Source organism: Rhizobacter sp., from assembly GCF_032229685.1.
GTDB lineage: Bacteria > Pseudomonadota > Gammaproteobacteria > Burkholderiales > Burkholderiaceae_C > LMDS01.
In genome coordinates, this window is sequence record NZ_JAVTWP010000004.1 from 1 (window position 1) to 19,528 (window position 19,528).

The 19,528-nt window shown below is 69.6% G+C and carries 19 protein-coding genes; all 19 read left to right on the forward strand.

All coding sequences use genetic code 11. The features are described 5' to 3' along the window. The coding region (locus AC30PD_RS02805; RefSeq protein WP_489534121.1) for an enoyl-CoA hydratase/isomerase family protein at positions 1 to 523 on the forward strand (523 nt) is incomplete at its 5' end. A 26-nt stretch (positions 524 to 549) separates the two neighbouring features. Further along, a complete protein-coding gene (locus tag AC30PD_RS02810; protein ID WP_489534122.1) occupies positions 550 to 1,797 on the forward strand; it encodes a thiolase family protein in 1,248 nt (415 codons plus the stop codon). Positions 1,798 to 1,840: 43 nt separating this feature from the next. After that, positions 1,841 to 3,001, forward strand: coding sequence for an acyl-CoA dehydrogenase family protein (locus tag AC30PD_RS02815; protein ID WP_489534123.1), 1,161 nt, complete (start codon positions 1,841 to 1,843; stop codon positions 2,999 to 3,001). 14 nt (positions 3,002 to 3,015) lie between these two features. Beyond that, entirely contained in the window at positions 3,016 to 3,816 is an 801-nt protein-coding gene (locus AC30PD_RS02820; RefSeq protein WP_448169644.1) for an ABC transporter ATP-binding protein, read from the forward strand. Further along, on the forward strand, positions 3,813 to 5,828 hold the full coding sequence (locus AC30PD_RS02825) for an AMP-dependent synthetase/ligase (protein ID WP_489534124.1): 2,016 nt from the start codon (positions 3,813 to 3,815) through the stop codon (positions 5,826 to 5,828). The genes AC30PD_RS02820 and AC30PD_RS02825 overlap by 4 nt, the downstream gene beginning before the upstream one ends. Then, positions 5,825 to 6,712, forward strand: coding sequence for a branched-chain amino acid ABC transporter permease (locus AC30PD_RS02830; RefSeq protein WP_489534125.1), 888 nt, complete (start codon positions 5,825 to 5,827; stop codon positions 6,710 to 6,712). Before AC30PD_RS02825 ends, AC30PD_RS02830 begins: the two co-directional genes overlap by 4 nt. Before the next feature lie 5 nt (positions 6,713 to 6,717). Beyond that, on the forward strand, positions 6,718 to 7,770 hold the full coding sequence (locus AC30PD_RS02835) for a branched-chain amino acid ABC transporter permease (RefSeq protein ID WP_489534126.1): 1,053 nt from the start codon (positions 6,718 to 6,720) through the stop codon (positions 7,768 to 7,770). A 41-nt stretch (positions 7,771 to 7,811) separates the two neighbouring features. Further along, positions 7,812 to 9,038, forward strand: a complete 1,227-nt coding sequence (locus AC30PD_RS02840) for an ABC transporter substrate-binding protein (protein WP_489534127.1) — start codon at positions 7,812 to 7,814, stop codon at positions 9,036 to 9,038. 89 nt (positions 9,039 to 9,127) lie between these two features. Beyond that, complete coding sequence (locus tag AC30PD_RS02845; RefSeq protein WP_489534137.1) at positions 9,128 to 9,919, forward strand: ABC transporter ATP-binding protein; 792 nt, start codon at positions 9,128 to 9,130, stop codon at positions 9,917 to 9,919. A gap of 31 nt (positions 9,920 to 9,950) precedes the next feature. Beyond that, complete coding sequence (locus AC30PD_RS02850; RefSeq protein ID WP_489534128.1) at positions 9,951 to 11,051, forward strand: CaiB/BaiF CoA transferase family protein; 1,101 nt, start codon at positions 9,951 to 9,953, stop codon at positions 11,049 to 11,051. A gap of 17 nt (positions 11,052 to 11,068) precedes the next feature. Further along, complete coding sequence (fabG, locus tag AC30PD_RS02855; protein WP_489534129.1) at positions 11,069 to 11,821, forward strand: 3-oxoacyl-ACP reductase FabG; 753 nt, start codon at positions 11,069 to 11,071, stop codon at positions 11,819 to 11,821. Positions 11,822 to 11,834: 13 nt separating this feature from the next. Next, the gene (locus AC30PD_RS02860) at positions 11,835 to 12,983 is read left to right on the forward strand and encodes an acyl-CoA dehydrogenase family protein (protein WP_489534130.1); all 1,149 of its coding nucleotides are present in this window, start codon (positions 11,835 to 11,837) and stop codon (positions 12,981 to 12,983) included. Between the two features lie 40 nt (positions 12,984 to 13,023). Then, positions 13,024 to 14,553 carry a class I adenylate-forming enzyme family protein gene (locus AC30PD_RS02865; RefSeq protein ID WP_489534131.1) on the forward strand — a complete coding sequence of 510 codons (1,530 nt, stop codon included), beginning with the start codon at positions 13,024 to 13,026 and terminating at the stop codon, positions 14,551 to 14,553. Next, entirely contained in the window at positions 14,550 to 15,026 is a 477-nt protein-coding gene (locus AC30PD_RS02870) for a MaoC/PaaZ C-terminal domain-containing protein (protein ID WP_489534132.1), read from the forward strand. Before AC30PD_RS02865 ends, AC30PD_RS02870 begins: the two co-directional genes overlap by 4 nt. A 21-nt stretch (positions 15,027 to 15,047) precedes the next feature. Next, positions 15,048 to 15,875, forward strand: coding sequence for a citryl-CoA lyase (locus tag AC30PD_RS02875; RefSeq protein WP_489534133.1), 828 nt, complete (start codon positions 15,048 to 15,050; stop codon positions 15,873 to 15,875). Beyond that, on the forward strand, positions 15,872 to 17,035 hold the full coding sequence (locus AC30PD_RS02880) for a CaiB/BaiF CoA transferase family protein (RefSeq protein WP_489534134.1): 1,164 nt from the start codon (positions 15,872 to 15,874) through the stop codon (positions 17,033 to 17,035). Before AC30PD_RS02875 ends, AC30PD_RS02880 begins: the two co-directional genes overlap by 4 nt. Before the next feature lie 5 nt (positions 17,036 to 17,040). Continuing rightward, positions 17,041 to 18,201, forward strand: a complete 1,161-nt coding sequence (locus AC30PD_RS02885) for an acyl-CoA dehydrogenase family protein (RefSeq protein ID WP_489534135.1) — start codon at positions 17,041 to 17,043, stop codon at positions 18,199 to 18,201. 46 nt (positions 18,202 to 18,247) lie between these two features. Then, complete coding sequence (locus AC30PD_RS02890) at positions 18,248 to 19,207, forward strand: alpha/beta fold hydrolase (RefSeq protein WP_448169657.1); 960 nt, start codon at positions 18,248 to 18,250, stop codon at positions 19,205 to 19,207. 39 nt (positions 19,208 to 19,246) lie between these two features. Beyond that, on the forward strand, positions 19,247 to 19,528 hold a 282-nt coding region (locus AC30PD_RS02895; RefSeq protein ID WP_489534136.1), incomplete at its 3' end, for an EamA family transporter.

Below are 19,528 nucleotides of genomic sequence, written 5' to 3' on the forward strand. Positions count from 1 at the left end.
CGGCATGATCGAGCGCCTGCGCGCGCTGCCGAAGCCGACCATCGCGGCACTCAACGGCCTGACCATGGCCGGCGGGCTCGAGCTGGCGATGGCCTGCGACCTGATCGTCGCCGCAGACAGCGCGCGCATCGGCGACGCGCACGCCAACTTCGGCGTCTTCCCCGGCGCGGGCGGCACGGCAGTGCTGCCACGGCGCATCGGTGCCACGGCCGCGAAATACCTGCTCTTCACCGGCGACACCCAGAGCGCGGCCGAGCTGCTGCCGCTGGGCCTGGTCAACCGCGTCGTGCCCGACGCCGAGCTTGTGGCCGAGGTCGACAGGCTGGCCACCCGCATCGCCGCCAAGAGCCCGCTGGTGCTGCGGCGGATGAAGCAGGCCGTGGCCGACGGCCTGGAGCAACCGCAGGCCGCAGCGCTGCGGCTGGAGCGCGTGGTGCTGGACGCACACCGCCACTCGCACGACATGCGCGAGGGCCTGGCGGCCTTCGTCGGCAAACGCAAGCCCGAGTTCAAGGGCTACTGAACCGCAGCGATCAACAGGAGCCACCCATGAACAGCCCCCAACCCGCAGTCTACGTGGCCGGCGTCGGCATGACGCCGAGCGGCAAGTTCCTCGACCGCAGCATCAAGCAGCTGACGGCCGACGCGGTGAACGCCGCGCTGGCCGACGCCGGCCTGCAGGCCGCCGACATCCAGAGCGCGTTCTTCTCCAACGCCACCCAAGGCGCGCTGGAAGGCCAGACCATGGTGCGCGGCCAGATCGCGCTGCGCTCGATGGGCATTGAATCGATTCCGGTCTACAACCTCGAGAACGCCTGCGCCAGCGCCAGTTCGGCCTTCAACCTGGCGGTGCAATACGTGCGCTCGGGCGAAGGCGACATCGCGCTGGCAGTCGGCGCCGAGAAGATGTTCAGCACCGACAAGGCGAAGATGTTCGCCGTGTTCGACGGCGCCTGGGATCTTCAGACGGTCGAGGCCAACAGGCGCGTGATGCTGGCGATGGGCGAAGGGGTCATTCCTCCCGAGGGCAGCACCTCCAAGTCGCCGTACAGCTTGTTCATGGACATCTACGCCGCGTTCGGCCGTTTCCACATGCGCGAGTTCGGCAGCACGCAGCGCCAGTTCGCGGCCGTCTCGGCCAAGAACCACGGCCACTCGGTGCACAACCCGCTGGCCCAGTATCGCAATGCCTACACCATCGACGAAGTGCTGGCCGCGCCGCCCATCACCTACCCGTTGACGTTGCCGATGTGCGCGCCGATCAGCGATGGTGCGGCGGCAGCGCTGGTCTGTTCCGAACGCGCGCTGGCGCGCCTGGCCGAGCGTCGGCGCGCCATCCGCGTCCTCGCCTCCGTCGTTGGCACCGGCAGCACGCGCCGTCCGCAGGACGTGGGCCAGCACGTCACCGCCAAGGCATCGAGGATCGCCTACGAACGGGCCGGCGTCGGTCCACAGGACATCTCGCTGGCCGAGGTCCATGACGCCACCGCCATCGGCGAGATCGTGCAGAGCGAAAACCTGGGCTTCTGCGAGTTCGGCGCCGGGGGCGCCCTCGCCGAGAGTGGGGCCACCACCATCGGCGGTCGCATTCCCATCAACACCTCGGGCGGCCTCGAATCGAAGGGCCACCCGATCGGCGCCACCGGCCTGGGCCAGTTGCACGAACTGGTGACGCAGTTGCGCGGCGAGGCCGGCGCGCGTCAGGTCGCGGGCGCGCGGCTGGCCATCGCCGAAAACGGCGGCGGCATCTTCGGCATCGAAGAGGCGGTGTGCGCCATCACCATCCTCGGCCGCTGACCCGCGCGCGCCGCCTCGCTGCAACCGAACCTGCACCCAACGAATGAACTTCCTGCCCACCGAAGAACAACGCCTCGCCGTCGAAGGCTTCAACCGCTTTCTCGAAACCAAGCTGCGCCCCATCGTGCAGCGCTACCAGCCCGACAAGCTGATCGAGAAGGAGCGCATGCTGGAGATCTTCCAGCTCATGCTCCCCTACGGCATGGGCGGCAACGGCATCATCGCCGAGAAGCACGGCGGCCTGGGCATGCCCTGGCTGACCTACGCGCTGATGTACGAACAGCTCGCGCGCGTCTCGGGCGACGTTGCCATCTCGCTGCTGATCCAGCAGCTCGGCGCCTACTCGCTCGAGGTCTGCACCAACGAGGCGATGCGCGACAAGTACCTGCCGCGCATGCTGCGCGCCGAGATCATCGCCTGCAGCGGTATCAGCGAACCGGGGGTCGGCTCCAACGTGGCCGAGGTGACCTGCCGCGCGAAGAAGGACGGTGACCATTTTGTCGTCACCGGCGAGAAAACCTGGATCTCCAACGGCCACTATTCCGATTTCTGCATGGTCATCGTGCGCACCTCGGACGAAGGCGCCAAGGGCCTGTCGATGATCCTCGTCGACCGCGCCGAGCACGGCTACGAAAGCCGCAACATCGACAAGCTGGGGCTCAACAGCACCTCGACCGCGCAGCTGTTCTTCGATGGTGCGCGCGTGCCCGCCGGCAACATGCTGATCGCGCCCGGCGCAGGGCTGAAGAACACGCTGGTGCTGTTCGAGAAAGCACGGCCGATGGTCGGCCTGACCTCCGTGGGCATCGCCCAGGCGGCGCTCGACAAGGCGGTGGCCTACGCCAAGGAGCGTCGCCAGCACGGCAAGCCGATCGGCGCCCACCAGCTCATCCAGGGCATGCTGGCCGAGGCCGCGATCGAACTCGACGCAGCCAAGCTGCTGGTCTACCGCGCCTTCAACCTGATCGACCACGGCGTGCGCTGCGAGGTCGAGAGCGCGATGGCCAAGTGCTACGCCACCGAGATCGCGGTCGACGTGGCCTCCAAGGCGGTACAGATCCACGGCGGCAACGGCATCACCAAGGACTTCGGCGTCGAGTTGCTGTTCCGCAATGCCCGCATGATGACCATCCCCGACGGCACGACCGAGATCCAGAAGCTCATCATCGGGCGCGCCCTCACCGGGCTCAACGCCTTTTCATGACCTCGACTCCGACCATGGCCACGTCCACGACGAGCAGCGCGGCCAGCGCCGCGCCCGTTCTCCGCGCCGAGGGCATCACGCTGCGCTTCGGTGGTGTCACCGCACTGTCCGATGTCAGCATCGAGGTCCGGCCCGACGAGATGCTGGCGATCATCGGCCCCAACGGTGCCGGCAAGAGCTCGCTGCTCAACGTGCTGAGCGGCTTTTACCGCCCGCAGCAGGGCCGCGTGCAGTACGAAGGCCGCGATTTGCTGGGCCGGGCCGTGCACGCCATCGCCCGCGACGGCGTCGTGCGCACCTTCCAGGGCACGCACCTCTTCTCCAACATGAGCGTGCTCGACAACATCCTGATCGGGCGCTTCGGCCACATGCGTTCCAGCCTTGTCCAAGCCTTCTTCTACTTCCCCTGGACCCAGCGCGAGGAAGCGCGGCACCGCGAGGTGGTCGAGAACATCGTCGAGTTCCTGGAGATCGAGAACATCCGCCACCGGCCGGTGGGCTCGCTCGGCTACGGGTTGCGCAAGCGCGTCGACCTCGGCCGGGCGCTGGCCATGGAACCCAAGGTGCTGCTGATGGACGAACCCATGGCCGGCATGAACACCGAGGAGAAGGAAGACCTCGCCCGCTTCATCATCGATGTGCGCGAGGCCAGGCGCATCCCCGTGGTGCTGGTCGAGCACGACATGGGCGTGGTGATGGACCTGGCCGACCGTGTGGCCGTGCTCGACTTCGGGTGCAAGATCGCTGACGCCACGCCGGCCCAGGTGCAGGCCGACTCCGCCGTGATTCAGGCTTACTTGGGGGCAGCGGCATGAGCGGCGCCACGACGACCCTGCCCAAGCAGGCTTCGCCACCCGCGCCGGCAGCCACGACGCGCGCGAGCGCCGCCTCCTCCGGCGTCGCGCTGCGCACCCTGCCGCAGACGCTTCTCGCACACGCCCGCACGCAGCCGGGGCGGCTGGCGCAGCGCGTCAAGCGCAAGGGCATCTGGCGCGAGTACGACTTCGCCCATGTGCTGGAGCAGGTGCGCAGCATCGCCCTGGGCGCCGCCGCGCTGGGCCTTTCTCGCGGCGACACCGCGGTCGTGATCGGCGAGAACGAGCCCGAGCACTATTGGGCCGTGTTCGCGGCCCAGTCGCTGGGCGCCAAGACGGTGTCGGTCTATCCCGACGCCACCGCCGAGGAACTGCACTACCTGTGCGCGGACTCGGGCGCCAAGTTCATCTTCGCCCAGGACCAGGAACAGGTCGACAAGGCGCTGGCGGTGGCGCCCCGGCTGCCGGACATCTTCGGCATCGGCTACTGGGACAACTCGGGCATGTGGTCGTACCGCCACGACCTGCTGCACGCCTTCGACGCCCTGCTGGCGGCGGGCCGCGAGGCACACCGCCGCCACCCGCAGCGCTTCGAGCGCGAGGTCGAGGCCGGCGGCCTGGACGACCTGGCGCTGCTGACCTACACCTCGGGCACGACCAGCAAGCCCAAGGGCGTGATGATCAGCCACCGCTGGTTGATCGACAACGCCGCCCGCATGCGCAGCGCGCTGCCGATCGAGCCGGGGATGGAGTACCTGTCGTACACGCCGCTGGCTTGGATCACCGAGCAGCTGCTTGGCGTGACGCTGGGGCTGACGCTGCCGCTGGTGGTCAACTTCCCCGAGGGGCCCGACCAAGTCCTGCCCAACCTGCGCGAGCTGGCGCCGCACATGGTGCTGTTCGGCCCACGCCAGTGGGAAAGCATCGCCGCCACCATCGAGGCCCGCATGCTGCATGCCGGTGCGCTGGCGCGCGGCCTGTATCGCTGGGGTGTGCGAATCGGCCACCACGTGCACGTGGCCAGGCTTGAAGGCCGACCGGCGCCTGCGCTGTCGCGGCTGCTGCTGCCGCTGGCCGAGCTGCTGACCCTGCATGCCGTGCGCGACCAGTTCGGCTTCCTGCGCTCGAAGATCGCCGTCTCCGGTGGCACGGCGATGGCGCCCGACGTGTTCCGCCTCTTCCACGCCCTCGGTGTGCCGCTGCGCAACCTTTACGGCTGCTCGGAGTTCGGGCTCATCGCCGGCCACCGTGGCGAGCGCTACGACCTCGAAACCGTAGGCCCGCTGCTCGACGTGGACGCCGCCTTCGGCGCGCCGCTGGAAGCCCGCATCGAGTCCGGCGGCGAACTGCTGCTGCGCGGCGGCACCGGCTTCCTGGGCTACTGGAACAAGCCCGACAAGACGGCCGCACTCGACCGCGACGGCTGGTTCGCCAGCGGCGACGCGGTGCGCCGCACCGAGCGCGGCGAGATCGTGTTTCTCGACCGCGTCGAGCACCTGGTCAAGCTGGCCAGCGGCCACCCCTACCCGCCGCAGTTCATCGAGACGCGGCTGCGCTTCTCGCCGTTCATCAAGGACGTGATGGTGCTCGGCGACGCCACCCGGCCCTGGGTCGGCGCACTGATCAACATCGACATGGGTGTCGCCGCACGCTGGGCCGAGGAGCGCCGCATCGCGTTCTCCACCTTCACCGACCTGTCGCAACGGCCGGAGATCCGCGCCCTTGTGCGCGACGAGATCGCGCGCATCAACGCCCTGCTGCCCGAGGGCTCGCGCGTCGTGCGCTTCGCCAACTTCCCGAAGGAACTGGACGCCGACGAGGGTGAACTCACCCGCACCCGCAAGCTGCGCCGCGAGTTCCTGGAGCAGCGCTACCAGGCGCTGATCGCGGGCCTGTACGCGGGTGCGAACGACATCGATTGCGCGATCGCAATCACCTACCAGGACGGTCGCCAGGGCGAGCTGCGCGCCACCGTGACCGCCACCGACATCAGCAAGGCCGGCCCGCGATGATCATCGAGTTCTTCAACTACGCGCTCAACGGCGCCCTGCTCGGCCTGCTGTACTCGCTGGTGGCGATGGGCTTCGTCGTCATCTACCGCGCCAGCAAGGTGTTCAATATGGCGGTCGGCGAGATGCTGGTCGTCGGTGCCTTCCTGGTCTGGTGGGCCGTGCAGTCGCGCGGCATGCACCCGGCCATGGGCATCGGCGTGGCGCTGGCGATCTCGGTGCTCATCGGACTGGCGATCGAACGCCTGCTGTTCCGCCGCCTGATCGGCGAGTCGGTGTTCTCGATGATCATGGTCACCATCGGCCTGCTGATCCTGATGCGTGGCCTGGTGCTGCTGATCTGGGGCCCGCAGGAACGCCAGTTCCCGGCCATCATTCCGCTCGCGCCGCTGATCGTCGGCGAGCTGATCGTGCCGCGCTCGCTGGCTGCCGGCGGCATCATCGCCGTGGTCTGCGCCGCCGGTCTGCACTGGTTCTTCAACCGCAGCCGTGCCGGCCTGGCCATGTCGGCGGTGGCCGAGGACCACCAGATCGCGCTGGCCATGGGCATCAGCGTGCGGCGTTCGATCGCCTTCGCCTGGGCGCTGGGCGGCGTGCTCTCGGTCATCACCTCGATGGTCTACCTGAGCGGCAAGTCGCTGACCTTCCTGTCGTCCGAGATCGGCTTCGCGGCATTGCCCGTGGCGCTGCTGGCCGGGCTGGAATCGATCGGCGGGCTGCTGCTGGCCGGCATCATCGTCGGCGTCGTGCAAGGCCTGACCGCCGCCTACATCGACCCGCTGATCGGTGGCAACGCCGCCGCGGTGGTGCCCTACATCTTCATGCTGGTCGTGCTCATCGTCCGGCCCACCGGCATGTTCGGCTGGAAACGCATCGAAAGAGTCTGAAACCCATGGACCCCTCCGGCATCTTCTCCACCAGCTACGCGAGCGACAGCGCGCTCGTGCGCACCCGTGCCCAGTGGCTGGCCCTGGCGCTGTTCGGCGCCGCGCTGCTGCTCTACCCCTGGCTGGCCTCGCCGCGGCTGGTGGCGGTGGCCAACCTGATGCTGGTCACGGCCATCGTCGTGGTCGGGCTGCAGATCACCACCGGCTACGCCGGGCAGATCAACCTCGGCCAGGCCGCCTTCATGGGCGTGGGCGCCTACGGCGCCAGCGTCGTGGAAGTCAAGTTCGGCCTGCCGTTCTGGATCGCGGTGCCGGTGGGCGGTGTGCTGGCGGCGCTGGCCGGCTGGGCCTTCGGGCTGACGGCCGCGCGCATCAAGGGCTTCTACCTCGCGCTGACCACCATCGCAGCGCAGTTCCTGTTCGTCTTCGTGGTGCTGAACCTGCCCTCATCGTGGCTCGGTGGTGTCAACGGTTTCAGCCTGGAACCGGCGCGGCTGGGCCCGCTGGTGTTCGACAGCGACCGCGCGCTCTACTACCTGTTCCTGTTCAGCACCGCGGTGATGGTGTTCGGCGCCTTCGGCATCCTGCGCAGCCGGCACGGCCGCGCCTTCGTGGCGGTACGCGACGACGACGTGGCCGCCGGCATGATGGGCATCGACGTTCCCGGCACCAAGGCCCGCGCCTTCGTGCTCGGCGCCTTCTACGCCGGCATCGGCGGCGCGCTGTGGGCCTACCAGATCCGCTTCGTCTCGGTCGACCAGTTCACGCTGTTCAACTCGATCTGGTTCATCGCCATGATGATCGTCGGCGGACTGGGCTCCATCGTCGGTGCGCTGATCGGCACGGTGCTGATCCGCATCGTGCAGGAGAGCATCACCACCCTGGGGCCCGATCTCATCGAGTTCATCCCCACCCTGAGCAGCGACATCGTGTTCGCCAGCATGAACGTGTTCCTGGGCCTGGTCATCACCGGTTTCCTGCTGCTCGAGCCCAAGGGCTTGATGCACCGTTGGAACATCTTCAAGGCGACCTATCGACTCTGGCCCTTCCCGCACTGAAGCCACCCCTTCCCGACCCCCACCTCCGAGGAGACAACCCCATGCAACGACGCCCCTTCCTGAACTGTGCCACCGCTCTGGCCTGCGGCCTGCTGCTGAGCACCGCCGCGCACGCCCAGACCACGATCAACGTGGCCGCGCTGGCCGATTTCGCCGGCCCCTATGCCAACGTGATGAACGACATGCAGGGCGGCCGACTGGCCGTACTGGACTGGTGGAACAAGGAAGTCGGCGAGAAGCTCAAGGTGCGCATCGCCATCAAGACCTACGACACGCGCTACGACGTAGCGCAAACGGCCAGCCTGTGGCCCGGCATCAAGGCCGAGCTCAAGCCAGCCCTGGTGCTGGGCCTGGGCGGCCCGGACGCGGCGGCCTTGCAGCAGCGGCTGCCGGAAGACAAGGTGCCGATGCTGTTCGGCACCGCAGCCTACGGCTTCGGCTGGAAGCCCGGCCAGTGGGCGCTCAACATCCGCCCGACCTACGCGCACGAGGCGGCTGGCTTCGTGGAGTGGTTCCGCGCCACCAAGCTGGACGGCAAGCGCCCGGTGAAGGTGGCGATCATCACCTCCGAAGCCACACCGGCCTACGCTGACATGGCCAAGGGCTTGCAGAGCTACGCCAAGGCGCACCCGGACAAGGCCACCTTCGTCGAGGCCATCTGGACCGAGGTGCAACCGGCCGACCTGACGCTGCAGGTGCGCCGCCTGGCCAACGCCGGCACCGACGTGATCGTCATCCAGACCAATACTGCGCAGGCCGTGGCCACCAAGCGTGCGCTGCAGGCGCTGGGCAAGAACATCCCGATCATGCTGTCGCTGCACAACGGCGTGGCCGGGTCGTCGCGCGCGCTGGGCGACGCCAACGGCTTCGCCGGTGACTTCGAGGTCGGCGCCATCGCGGATGCCAGCGAGGACGACACCACGGCCCGCAAGTTCTACCGCGTGCTGCAGGACAAGCACGGCCTGAAGTCGGGCTGGAACGCCATGACCATGATCGGCCTCGGCCAGACCATCGTGGCGGTGCGCGCGATCGAGGCCGCGGTCAAGGCCAAGGGCGCCGACAAGGTGACCGGCGAGGCCGTGCACGCCGCGCTGCTGGCCACGCCGTTCACGTCCGCCGAGCTGATGGGGCTGCTGCCGGGCGTGGACTTCAGCGCCGACTCGCCCTTCCCCACCGGCAGCGCCAAGGTCAACGTGGCGACGATGAAGGACGGCAAGGTGGTTCGGGCCGCCGGCGACGTGGCCGTGCCCACGGTGCCGAAGTGGTGACGGACAGCAGCGAATCGGCCGCAGTGGAGGCGCGGCGCCAGGCCGCCAAGCAGGCGCCGGTGCAGCCTGCCCCCACCGCAGCGGGCGCGCTGCTGGCGTTGAGCAACGTCGAGGTGCTCTACGCCGAGGTCATTCTGGCGCTCAAGGGCGTGTCGATGCAGGTTCCGCAGCGCGGCTGCGTCGCCCTGCTGGGCGCCAACGGTGCCGGCAAGAGCACCACGCTGAAGGCCATCTCGGGCGTGATCGACTCCGAGGACGGGCGCGTCTCGGGCGGCAGCATCACGTTCGAAGGCCAGCCGATCCGCGGCCGGGACTCGGCCGCCGTGGTGCGGGCCGGCCTGGTGCACGTGATGGAAGGCCGGCGTGTGTTGCCGCACATGACGGTGGAGCAGAACCTCATCATCGGCGGCCACATGTTCAAGTCCGCCGCCGCGATGCGCCAGGCGCTGGCCGCGGTGTATCAGGCCATCCCGCGGCTGGCCGAGCTGCGCAAGCGCGTCGCCGGCTACCTCTCGGGCGGCGAGCAGCAGATGCTGGTGATCGGCCGCGCCATCATGGCCGAGCCCAGGCTGATGCTGATCGACGAGCCTTCGCTGGGGCTGGCGCCGCGCATGGTCGAGGAGGTGTTCGCCGTGCTGCACCGGCTGCGCGAGCAAGGCCTGGCGCTGCTGATCGTCGAGCAGAACACGCGCGTGGCGCTGGAGATCGCCGACTACGGCTACGTGATGGAAAGCGGACGCATCGTCCTCGAGGGCGGTGCCGAGGAGTTGCGAGCCAACGAGGACGTGCGCGAGTTCTATCTCGGCCTGGACCGCGAAGGCGGGCGCAAGAGCTTCCGCGACGTCAAGCATTACCGCCGGCGCAAGCGCTGGCTGGGCTGAATCAACCACAGTGAATCAAAGGAACAGCGCCATGGGCGGTCCCCTTCAAGGCCTGAAAGTCATCGAGTTCGGCGGCATCGGCCCCGGACCCTTCTGCGCCATGATGCTCGCGGACATGGGGGCCGACGTGATCCGCCTCGACCGCAAGGTCGACAAGGGCAAGGACCGCGGCGAGCCGGCGTTCCTGGCCAGTGGCCGGCGCAGCGTGATGCACCGCGGCCGGCGTTCGGTGGCGGTCGATCTCAAGTCGCCGCAGGACCGCGACAAGGTGCTGGCCATGCTGGACGGCGCCGACGCGCTGATCGAAGGTTACCGCCCCGGCGTGATGGAGCGCCTGGGCTTGGGCCCGGACGTGCTGCTGGCGCGCAACCCGCGCTTGGTATACGGCCGCATGACCGGCTGGGGCCAGGAAGGCCCGCTGGCGCAGGCCGCGGGCCACGACATCAACTACATCGCGCTGTCGGGCGCGCTGGCCACCATCGGCCGCAAGGTCGGCGGACCCATCGCGCCGGCGGCCATGATCGGCGACCTGGGCGGCGGCGGCATGATGCTCGCGTTCGGCATCATGTGTGCCGTGTTCGAGGCCAGAAACTCGGGCCACGGACAGGTCGTCGACGCAGCGGTGCTCGACGGCGCGGCGCTGCTCACTTCCATCGTCTGCGAGCTGCGTGCCGTCGGCCACTGGAAGGACGAGCGCGAGTCCAACCTGCTCGACGGCGGCTCGCATTTCTACGACACCTACGAATGCGCCGACGGGCAGTGGATTTCCCTGGGCGCGCTGGAGCCGCAGTTCTATGCGCTGCTGCTCCAGAAGCTCGCCATCACCGACCCGGAGTTCCAGCGCCAGCGTGACCCGTCGGCGTGGCCGTCATTGAAGGCCAAGCTGGCCACCATCTTCCGCAGCCAGCCCAGCGCTCACTGGTGCGCGCTGCTGGAAAACACCGACGTCTGCTTCGGCCCCGTGCTGAACACCGGCGAGGCCGCGCGCCACCCCCACAACGTCGCGCGCGACACCTTCTTCGAAAGCCAGGGCGTGGTGCAGCCGTCGCCGGCGCCGCGCTTCAGCCGCACGCCGGCCACCCGGCCCGGGCCTGCGCCGTACATCGGCGAGCACGACGACCAACTGCTTTGACCTGATCTGGAACAACCATGCAACTCGGACTGACCGACAAAGTCGCCATCGTCACCGGCTCGGGCCGCGGCATCGGCGCCGAAACTGCACGCGCGCTGGCCGAGGAAGGCGCGCGCGTCGTCGTCACCGACATCGACGCGCAGGTCGCGTCCGAGCACTGTGCCGCGTTGCAGCGCGACGGCTTCCAGGCGATTGCCGTGGCTGCCGACGTGACCAAAGCCGCCGACGTCGAGCGCCTGGTGCAGTCGGCCCGCGACGCCTTCGGCGGCGTGCACGTGCTGGTCAACAACGCCGGCTTCGCGCGCGACGCCCGCATCACCAAACTCAGCGAAGCCGACTGGGACGCCGTGATCGACACCGTGCTCAAGGGCGCCTTCCTGTGCACCAAGGCGGTGGCGCCGGTGATGGCCGCGCAGCACTGGGGCCGCGTCGTCAACATCTCGTCGCGCGCCCACCTGGGCAATCCGGGCCAGGCCAACTACTCGGCCGCGAAAGCCGGCATCCTCGGCTTCAGCGCCGCGCTCGCGCTCGAACTCGGCCGCGACGGCATCACCGTCAACACCATTGCCCCCGGCTTCATCGAGACCGACGGCGTGCGCAACCTGCCGCACTACCAGAAGATCAAGGACAACGCGATCGCCCGCACGCCGATCGGGCGCCTGGGCGTGCCGCGCGACGTCGCCGGCGCGGTGGCCTTCCTGGCCAGCGAAGCCGCCGGCTACATCACGGGCGCCACGCTGCACGTGACCGGCGGCCGCTTCGCGACCTGAACGAGGACATCTCATGGACTTCGGCTTCAGCCCCGAACAGGACGCGATGCGCGAATCGGTGCGCCGCTTCATGCGCGAGCGCGTCGCGCCGCGTGTGGCCGAATCCGAGCAGCAGCGTGAATTCGCCTGGGACCTGCTGCCGCAGTTGCAGCCTTTCGGCTACCTCGGCGGCCTGCTGCCCGAAGAGGCCGGCGGCTTCGGCATGCGCTATGCCGACTGGGCCATCCTGATGGAAGAGGCCGGCTACTGCTGGCTGTCGCTGCGCGTGATGATGAACTCGCTCAACATCCTGGCGCAGTTGCTGCACCGGCAGGGCACGCCCGAGCAGCAGCAGCGCTGGCTGAAGCCGCTGCTGGCCGGGCAGTTGAAGCACTGGATGGCGATCACCGAGCCCAACCACGGCTCCAACGTGGCGGGCATCGAGACCCGCGCCGAGGACAAGGGTGACCACTACCTCGTCAACGGGAACAAACTGTGGATCACCAACGGCGTCCACGGCAACTTCGGCGTGCTGGTGGCGCGCACCTTCAGCGCGACCTGCGACGGCGGCATCAGCCTGTTCATCGTCGACCGCACGCAGACGCAATACGAGGCCCGGCGCGCCGACGTGATGTTCATCCGCGCCACCGGCACCTCGCAACTGAGCTTCAACGATGCCGTGGTCCCCAAGGCCAACCTGCTCGGCAAGGAAGGCGAAGGCCTGAAGGCGATCCTGACCGGGCTGAACTTCGGCCGCCTGAACGTGGCCATGGGGGCGGTCGGCGCGGCCCGTTCGGCGCTCGACCTGTCGATCGATTATTCAAAGCAGCGCAAGCAGTTCGGCAAGCCGATCGCCGGCTTCCAGCTGGTGCAGAAGCTGATCGTCGACATGATGGTGCGCTGCGAAGCCGCACGCGCGCTGGGCTACCGCGCCGCCTGGGCGCTCGACCAGGGCGGCAGCGCGCGCACCGAGTGCTCGATCGCCAAGCTCTACGCGGCCGAAGCCGCGCACGAGGTGGCGGGCATGGCGCTGCAGGTGCATGGCGGCTCGGGCTACAGCGAAGAACTGCCGATCGAGCGCATCTTCCGCGACACGCGCGGCGGCATGATCCCCGAGGGCACGACCGAGATCCAGACCCTCATCATCGGCCGCGAGGTGCTGGGCGTCTCCGCGTTCCACTGAACTGAATCCCTGACGACATGACGCATCGGCACACATGGGCATGACCCTGCTCCACGCGCTGCGGCTGAACGCGCGGCGCAACCCGCAGCGCGTCGCGATCCGCTTCCGCGACAGCGCGCTCAGCTACGCCGAACTGCTGGCCTGCACCGAACGCGCAATGTGCGCGCTGGCCGCCCTGGGCCTGGCGCCGGGCGAGAAGGTGCCGATGCTGTCGACCAACCACGCCGACATGCTGGTGGCCTACTTCGCGCTCACCGGCATCGGCGCGATCCCGGCGCCGCTGAACTACCGCCTGGCCGACGACGACCTGCGCCACGGCATCGCGGCCGCGCACGCGCGCTTCGTGCTGCTGGGTTCGGGCTTCGCCGAGCGGGCCCAGGCGCTGGGCGATCCGGCGCGGCGCTGGATCTGGTTTGCCGATGCCGAGAGCCACGCGCCGCCCGACGCACTGTGCTGGCAGGCGCTGCAGGCCGACGCCACCGGTGCGGTGCCGGAAGGCCGCGCCGGCAGCACCGTGATGCTGCACACCTCGGGCACGACCGGCCGGCCCAAAGGCGCGCTGCGTTCGCGCTTCGGCTTCGAGGAACGCGCCATCGAACAGGGCTTCGGCATGGACGACCGCACGCTGTGCGTGCTGCCGATCTGCCTGGGCGCCGGCTGCGTCTACACCCTGCTGCCGCTGTACCTGGGTGCCAGCATCCGGCTGCACGAACACTTCGACGCCGGTGCGGTGATCGACGCGATCGAACAAGAACGCATCGACTCGACGATGCTGCTGCCGGCGATGCTGCAGGCCATGGTCGAACACCCGCGCTTCCACAGCGCCGACCTGTCCAGCCTGCGCGTCATCCAGTCCGGCGCCGGCGCGCTGTCGGGCACGCTCAAGCGTGCGCTGCTCGCGCGTTTCGGCGACGGCGTCCTCAACATCTACGCTGCCTCCAGCGAGGTCGGCCCCTACGCCAACCTGAAGGGCGCCGAGGTCCGCGACCACCTCGACGGCAACTGCGTCGGCCGGCCCTTCTTCGGCGTCGAGCTCAAGCTGCTCGGCGACGACGGCGTCGAGGTGGCGCCCGGCGAGGTGGGCGAGATCTGCTGCCGCAGCGAGTCGCAGTACGACGAGTACTTCGAAGACCCCGCGTTGACTGCGAGCACGCGGCGCGGCGACTTCCTCACCGTCGGCGACCTCGGCCGGCTCGACGCCAACGGCCTGCTGCACTTCGTCGGCCGCAAGCGCGACATCATCAAGAGCGGCGGCATCAACATCTACGCCTCCGAGATCGAAGAGGCGCTGCAGCAGCACCCGGGCGTTGCCGAGGCGCATTGCGTGGGCCTGCCCGACGACCGCTGGACCGAGCTGATCTGCGCCGTGATCGTGCCGCGTGCCGGCCAGCAGCCGACGGCCGACGACATCACCGCGTTCGCCAGCGCGCATCTGGCCGCCTACAAGAAGCCCCGGCGCGTGGTCTTCATGGCCGAGGTGCCCAAGAACCTGACCGGCCGCGTGCTCAAGACCCAGCTCGTCGAGCAGGTGCTGGCCTTGCCCACCCTCGACACGAAGGAGACCTCATGAACCTGTCCGCCCTGCGCGCCGAGCCCTGCTACTTTGAAGACCTGGGCATCGGCGACAGCTTCGACAGCCCGACCCGCACCGTCACCGAAGCCGACGTCGTCAACTTCGCCGGCCTGTCGGCCGACTACAACCGCCTGCACGTCGACGCCGAGTACGCCAAGGACACGCCCTACGGCCAGCGCATCGCGCACGGCCTGCTGGTGCTGGCGGTGATGTCGGGGCTGGTCACGCGCATGCAGCTCAACCAGCACCTCGAGCCCAGCCTGATGGGCCTGCTCGACATCCAGTGCCGCTTCCCCAGGCCCACCTTCATCGGCGACACGCTGCGCGTGCGCGTCGAGGTGGCCGAGAAGAACGAAACCTCCAAACCCGACCGCGGCGTCGTGGCCTTCAGGCGCCAGGTCATCAACCAGCGCGGCGAGGTGGTGGTCGAAGGCGTCTGGAAACTGCTGGTGCGCCGCCGCCCGGCCTGAGAACCTGAAACGAGAAGCAGCATGACCATCAAGACCCCCATCGGCTACACCACGCGCGACGAGATCTTCGTGCGCGACCGCAACATCGCCACCGAGATCCTCGGCCAGCTCGACTTCATCGACATGATCTTCCTGGCCGCCACCGGCCAGACACCCAGCGCGCCGATGAAGCGCATGGCCAACGCGCTGATGGTGGCCGTCACCGACCACGGCCTGACGCCGAGCGCGATCGCCGCACGGCTGACGATCCTCGGCGCGCCAGAATCGATCCAGGGCGCGGTGGCGGCCGGCCTGCTCGGCGCGGGCAACCACTTCCTGGGCACCATGCAGCTCAGCGCCCAGATGCTGAAGGACGCCGTGGCCGGGCTGGCGCCCGACGCCGACAGCGCCGCGTTCGACGCCTGCGCCGCTGCATTGGTGCGCGAGTACCGCGCCGGCAAGCGCATCGTGCCCGGCATCGGCCATCCCATCCACATCAAGGGCGACCCGCGCGTGCCGGCGCTGCGCCGCGTGGCCGGCGAATGCGGCTTCGAAGGCCGGCACTGGCAACTGGCCTCGGCCATCGAGCGTGCCGCGCAGGCCGAGTACGGCAAGCTGTTGCCGCTGAACGCCGCCGGCGCCGTGGGCGCCTGCGTCGCCGATACGGGGCTGGACCCGCTGTGGGCGCGCGGCTTCGCGCTGATCGGCCGCTCGGCCGGGCTGGTGGCGCACCTGCTCGACGAGAAGCGCGCACCGCTGGGCCAGAAGCTGTGGGACCTGGTGCTGGCGCAGGACGACAGCGCCGAGCTTGCCGGCCACGACAACCCGATCCCGCAGCGCGCCCAGGCGCTGAAGGCGGGCAAGGCATGAGCGTGGTCAAGACGGGTGGCAGCCCGCCGCTGGCCGGCCTGCGCGTGCTCGACCTGTCCGAGTTGCTGCCCGGGCCCTACGCCACATCGCTGCTGGCCGACCTGGGGGCCGAGGTCGTCAAGGTCGAACGGCCCGGCGGCGACAACGCACGCGCCATCGTGCCCGACATGGTGGAAGCCTTGAACCGCGGCAAGCGCAGCATCTGCATCGACCTCAAGACCGAGCCCGGCCGCGCCGTGCTGCGCCAGTTGGCCGAGCGCAGCGACGTGCTGGTCGAAGGCTTCCGCCCCGGCGTGACGCGCCGTCTCGGCGTCGACTACGACAGCCTGAGCGCCCTCAACCCACGCCTGATCTACGCCTCGGTCTCGGGCTACGGCGCCAGCGGGCCGCAGGCGCTGCGTCCCGGCCACGACCTGAACTACCTCAGCGCCGCCGGCGTCGTGGGCCTCACGCAGCGCGGCGGTGCCCCCACCCACGACGTCAACATCCCGGTGGCCGACATCGCCGGCAGCATGTTCGCGGTGGTGTCCATCCTGGCCGCACTGCAGCAGCGCGAGCGCGACGGCCGCGGCCAGTTCCTGGACGTTGCCATCGCCGACGCCGCACTGCACTGGACCACGCCGCGGCTCGGCTCGTGGTTCGCGGCAAAGGCGCGCGGCACGGCCGCCAGCGCGGGTCTGCCGCGCCAGCCGGCCTATGGCGTGTACCCCACCGCCGACGGCCGCTACCTCAGCATCGCGGCCATCGAAGACCCGTTCTTCGCCCGCCTGGTCGCTGCGCTCGGGCTGACAGATCTGCAGGGCCCGGCGCTCGCGCGCCACCACGACCGCGTGGCGCACCGCGCGCGCATCGACGCGGCCATCGCCGAATGCCTGCGCACGCAGCCGCTCGCACACTGGGCCGCGCTGTTCGATGCCCAGGACATTCCCTGTGCGCCGGTCAACAGCCTCGACGACGTGCTGGCCGACCCGCACTTCCAGGCTCGCGGCATGGTGAGCGAGGGCGACGGCCAGCCACGCCTGCGCTTCCCGGTGCCGCTGCGCGACCTGCCCGCAGACCGCGCGCAGGCGCCGGCAATCGGCGAGCACACGCAAGCCATCCTGGCCGAGCTGGGCCTGCCGCCCGACGCGCTGGTGAACGCCACCCGCGCCGTGAACTGACGACCATGGACTTCGAACTCGCCGACTGGCAGCGCGCCGCGAGCGACGCCTTCGCCGACTACCTGGCGCGCGAAGTCGCGCCCATCGTCGGCGCGCACGAACGCGAACGCCGCCTGCCACCGCGCGAGCTGGTGCGCGCGATGAGCGGCTACGGCCTGCTTGGTGGCCTGCTGCCCGAGGCACTCGGCGGCCAGGGCCTGGACCACGTCACCTACGGCACGCTGCTGGCCCAGCTGGCCGGCACCTGGGCCTCGCTGCGCAGCATGATCAGCACCTCGAACCTGGTGCTGTCGATCATCGCCGAGCGTGGCAGCGCCGAGCAGCGCGAGCGCTTCCTGCCGGCGCTGATCCGCGGCGACACGCTGGCCTTCTTCGGCCTGACCGAACCCAACGTCGGCTCCGACGCGAGCGGCGTGGAGACCCGCGCCGAACGCGACCCCGCCAGCGGCGCCTGGCGCCTGCGCGGGCGCAAGCTGTACATCTCCAACGGCGTGCACGCCGATCTGGGCGTGGTGTTCGCGCGCACCGGCACCGGCAACGACCGCGCCGTGTCGGCCTTCATCGTCGAACGCGGCATGGCCGGCTTCTCGGCGCGCGAGGTGCACGCGATGGGCATGCACTGCTGCCCGCTCGGCGAACTGCTGTTCGACGACGTGCTGCTGCCGGCCGGCAACCTGATCGGCGCCGAAGGCCAGGCCTTCGCGATCGCCAAGCACTACCTCAACCTCGGCCGCTGCTTCGTCGCCTATGTCTGCGCCGGCGTGGCCGAGGCCGCGTACCGGGAAGCCTGCCGCTACGCCGGGCAACGCCAGCAGTTCGGCCGGCCGATCGGCCAGTTCCAGCTGGTGCAGCAGATGGTGGCCGACATGATGACGCGGGTGGAAAGCTCGCGCCTGCTGGCCGCGCGCGCTGCCGATGCGCTCGACCGAAAGAGTGACGACGCGCAGCGCTGGTGCTCGATGGCCAAGCGCCACAACAGCGAGACGGTGCTGCGCGTGTGCGAGGATGCCATGCAGGTGCTGGGCGGTGCCGGCTACACCAGCGACTTTCCGCTCGAGCGCCACTACCGCGACGTGCGCCACCTCGCCATCGCCGAGGGCAGCAACCAGATCCAGGCGCTGCTGCTGGCGAAGGGCGAGCTGGGCCTGTCGGCGCTGCGCGGCTAGCTGCCGCCAGCGTGCCGGCCAACGACAACCAAGGAGATCCGAGTTCATGACCTCCCAAGCCGCCCTCACCCGACTGCCGGGCACGCCGGAGCCCATGCACCGCTGGCCCGGCCATGGCGGCGTGCACATCGCCGGCGATGCCTGGGGCCCCGTCGACGGACCGCTGGTGCTGCTGCAGCATGGCGGTGGCCAGACCCGCCACGCCTGGAAGGGCACCGGCGAAACGCTCGGCGCAGCCGGCTACCGCGCCGTGGCCTTCGATGCCCGCGGCCATGGCGACAGCGACTGGGCGCCCGACGGCCTTTACGGGCAGGACGCGATGGTGCGCGACCTGCAGTGCGTGCTCGGCGCGCTGGGTCAGCGCCGGCCGGTGCTGGTGGGTGCGTCGATGGGCGGCGGCACCAGCCTGGTGGCGGTGGGCGAGTCGCATGTCGACGCCACCGCGCTGGTGCTGGTGGACATCGCGCCGCGCGTCGAACCCGCAGGCGTCGACCACATCCAGGCCTTCATGCGCCTCAAGCCCGAGGGCTTCGCCTCGCTGGAAGAAGTGGCGCAAGCGATCGGTACCTACCAGCCGCACCGCAGGCGCCCGCCCAAGCTCGACGGCCTGGGCAAGAACGTGCGCCTGGGCGCCGACGGCCGCTACCACTGGCACTGGGACCCGCGCTACCGCGCCGCCCCGTTCGATCTCGAGCAGCGCTCCCGGCGATTGGCAGCCTGCTCGGTGAACCTGCATCTGCCCACGCTGCTGGTGCGCGGCGGCCTGTCTGATGTGCTGAGCGAGGCCGGCGCACAGGAGTTCCTGGCGCTGTGCCCGACGGCGGAATACGTCAACGTCACCGGCGCCGGCCACATGGTGGCCGGCGACCGCAACGACATCTTCGCCAACGCCGTGATCGATTTTCTGGCCCGCGTCGTGCCGGTCGGTGGCGCGCCGCTGCACCCGCCCCATCCGGTGCGGCCGCTCGAAGGCGACACGGGTGTCGACACGGTCGATGTGCCATGACGAACGCAGCGCACAGCGTGCGCTCGCCCTAGCCGCCGCATGCACGCCGTCACTGCGCTTGCCGAGCGCATTCCACGACGCGTCCGGGGCCTGCTGCTGGGCCTGATCGCAGCGCTGTCGTTCACGCTGCTGCACACCTCGGTGCGCTATGCCTCGCGCGAGCTGCACGTCTTCGAGATCACGTTCTTCCGCTACTTCATCGCGCTGTTCTTCATGCTCCCCGGCCTGCTGGGCAGCCGCTTCGCCGTGCTGCGCACGCAGCGCGGCTGCACCTGCACCTGCACCTGCACCTGCACCTGCACCTGCACCTGCACCTGCACC